The organism is Microbacterium sp., assembly GCF_011620715.1.
In the GTDB taxonomy this organism is placed as follows: domain Bacteria; phylum Actinomycetota; class Actinomycetes; order Actinomycetales; family Microbacteriaceae; genus Microbacterium.
The window spans coordinates 1-3,264 of record NZ_WOYP01000039.1; the positions used below are offsets into that span (position 1 = coordinate 1).

Sequence of the window (3,264 nt, forward strand, 5' to 3'; positions counted from 1 at the left end):
CGGGGTTCAAATCCCTCCGTCTCCGCCGGAAAAAGTCCAGGTCAAGGGCAATGTGCCCTGTCCTGGGCTCGATCTGTGAGCATTATGCGACCGCTTTCAGTTCGCACGTAGGTGGACTCATCGGTGCCTTCTTGCCCTCCTGGTTCGCAGTGGAAGCCCCAGGTCAGAACCAGGATTCTGGTCGATTGCGCGGGTGAGGGTGCGGAGGGGCTTCATCCCTCACCGGACGACTCAATCACGGTCGACGCGGTGAGCAGGGTCGCCACCAGCTGCGGTATTGGCGAACATGACCGGGAACTCGTCCTGACCGAACGGCGAGATGAAGTGCGAGATCGCGAAGCACAGTGGCCCGGGCGGAGCAATCACGGCGAGGACGATGGCTCCGACGCGCGACTGCGCCAGCAGTGTCTGTGCGGGCTCTGAAAGTTGAGTTCGTGTGGACATGGCGAGCCTCGAGTAGGAGATGACGGAAGCCACCAATGTCGGCGTGCATACGCGCGGGCGGCATCAGGGATGACGCCCGAGATCCGATTCCGAGCTGGCACGGACGCCGTCGCAGCCGAGTCGAGGTGCACCCGCGACGGCGGGAGTCAGGCGCGCAGTGGCAGCAGGGCGGCGACGCGCCAGCCGTGCGCGTCTGGGCCCACGCTGACGGTGCCGCCCAGCTCCTCGACCCGCTCCGTGATCGAGCGGATGCCGACGCCGGGCGTGAAGCCGGGAACCGGCATACCGTCGTCGACGACGGTGACCCTCAGCACTTGGTCATCGATGGCGAGGTCGACGACCACGCGCGAACCTGACGAGTGCCGGTTCGCGTTCGCGATGCCCTCGATGGCGACGCGATACGCGGCGAGTTCGGTCGCGGGTGACAGTTCAGGGAGCGCTTCGGCTGTGACCTCCACATCGAGCGCGGCGGGATGTTCTGCCTGTTCCTGGAGCGCTCGGACGAGCCCCCGCTCGTCGAGTGGGATCGGTCGCAGACCATAGACGACCCGTCTCACCTCCGCGAGCGCCGCGCTGACGTCGGCGCGCGCGTGGGTGAGCACCGCGCGTGCACGATCGGCATCCGCGTCCAGAACGTTCTGCGCGGCATCGATGCGCAGCGCGGCGCTCGTCAGGGTCGGGCCGAGCCCGTCGTGCAGGTCGCGGTGCAGCACCTGCCGCTCCGACTCGCGTGCCTCGGCCGTCTGGGCGCGCGCGGCACGCAGATCCGCCGCGAGCGACTGCTCCCGCAGCACCATCCCGATCAGCGGCGTCACGAGCGAGAGGGATCGCCGATCGGCGTCGTGCAGGATGTGTTCACCGGGGCGGAGAGTGACGGTCAGCGCGCCCGCCCGGTCGCCGGTACCGAAGAGCGGGATTTCCACGCTGCGCGCGTCCGGGTCTCGCGCGCCGTCTGATGCGATCTCCTCCCCGTCCGCGCCGATCACCGCCATGTGCGGAAAGCGCAGGCTCGCGCGAAGCGCTCCGAGCGCGCCGGCCATGTCGGCTGTGGTGCGCAGCTGTTCGTTGAGGGTCTTCGCCGTCTCACCGGGATCGGAACGGGTGCCATAGAACGCGCGGGCGGTGACACGTTGCAGAAAGAGCCGCAGCGGGTTGAACAGGAGCGCAACGGCGACAGCGGCGACGATCGCGACCGTCGGGTCACCCGCCGCGGGGACGGACCACGTCAGGGTGGCAACGAGACCGGCGTAGATCGCGATGATCACGCCGATGAGCACGCCGTAGAGGAGCGCGCGGGAGAGCACGACCCGGATGTCGAGAAGCTGGTAGCGCACGATGGCGATGGCGATGGCGATCGGCAGAAGCCCGGCGCTCAGCAACAGCAGGACGGGTCCGTCGCCCGTGACCCACCGCTGAAGATTGAGCACGAGCATCGCGAGCACGGCGAGGATCAGCCACAGGAGCTGGCGGCGCATCCGCTCGTCGCCGCGCGCGTAGCGCAGGACGAGCGACCCGACCACCAGGATGACGATCGCGAGCGAGACGATGGCGTTGATGACGCCCAAGGCGGCGTGCGGCGCCGTGGGAGCGGCGAAGAGCGATATCGCAGCGGGCTCTCCGGGCGCGGTCGGCAGGGGGTCTATGACACCGAGGACCACACTGAAGGCCGCGTACACGACGATGAGCCACGCGACGACCCGCCACCGTGGCGACGGCAGGCGGCCATCGGGGAACAGCAGCAGAGCGAGCATGAACAGCGACGGCAGGCCGATCCACCACGCGCCGAGGAACACGGCCGCCATCAACCGCGTGAGCGTCTGCGGAGCACCGGCCTCAAGCGCCAGCAGGCTGAGCGGCGTCAGCGCGGCCGAGACCAGGTGTCCGAGTCCCGCGATCAGGAAGATGACGCCGACGGTGTTGCGCGGACGGAACCACCCGATCATCATTCCGCACAGTGCGAGCGCGAGGCCGATCACCGTGTTGGTGAGGGTGTACGACGACACGTAGTCCGACCACGTCCAATCGACGGCGATGGATGCCGCGACCGATGTCACCGCCAATGCCCCGGCGGCGCATCCCGCGATGACGATCGCGGTGCGTCGCTCAGCCACCGGGTCCCTCGATCCGCGTGTCGATGCGCCCCAGCCCCGCCTGACGGCCCACCACGATGGCTTCGGCTCTCGTCGCCACCCCCAGTTTCAGGAAGATCGACGAGATGTGGTTGCCCACCGTCTTGGGAGCGAGGGAGAGCCGATCGGCGATCGCTCCGTTCGAGATTCCGGCGGCCATGAGGTCGGCGATATCGCGCTCGCGGGCGGTGAGCTGCGGAAGCACCCGATCGGTGCCGGCCGGCTGCGACGAGACGCGTCGCAGCACCCGCTCCGCGACGGCGTGGCTGAAGATCGCGTCGCCCGACGCTACGGCTCGGAGCGCCCGCTCGATCTCGGCCTGATCGGCGCCCTTGAGCAGGTAGCCGCGGGCACCGGCGGCGAGCGCCTCGGCGATGAGGTCGTCCTCGTCGAACATCGTGAGGACGAGCACCGCGACATCGGGGAAGTCGGCGGTGATCCGCCGGGTCGCGGCGACGCCGTCCACGCCCGGCATCCGAAGATCCATCACGACGACATCGGGACGCTGGAGCGCCGTCTCGCGGATCGCGGACTCGCCGTCGTGCGCCTGCGCGACGACGGCGATCCCGTCGAGCGTCTCGAACAGAGCCACGAGGCCGCCCCGGACGATCGGGTGGTCATCGGCGAGCACGACGCGGATGGGCTCGGGTGGCATGCATCCATTGTCGCGTCGCCGTGGCGGAGCACCTAG

At 69.0% G+C, this 3,264-nt stretch carries 3 protein-coding genes; all 3 read right to left on the reverse strand.

The features are described from left to right. Positions 1 to 231: 231 nt before the first annotated feature. Positions 232 to 444: a hypothetical protein gene (locus tag QZV84_RS03960; RefSeq protein WP_292825622.1), complete on the reverse strand. Its 213-nt coding sequence runs from the start codon at positions 442 to 444 to the stop codon at positions 232 to 234. Between the two features lie 146 nt (positions 445 to 590). Then, positions 591 to 2,555: a histidine kinase gene (locus QZV84_RS03965; RefSeq protein WP_292825625.1), complete on the reverse strand. Its 1,965-nt coding sequence runs from the start codon at positions 2,553 to 2,555 to the stop codon at positions 591 to 593. Beyond that, positions 2,548 to 3,228, reverse strand: coding sequence for a response regulator transcription factor (locus QZV84_RS03970; protein WP_292825628.1), 681 nt, complete (start codon positions 3,226 to 3,228; stop codon positions 2,548 to 2,550). The genes QZV84_RS03965 and QZV84_RS03970 overlap by 8 nt, the downstream gene beginning before the upstream one ends. Between the last annotated feature and the right edge of the window lie 36 nt (positions 3,229 to 3,264).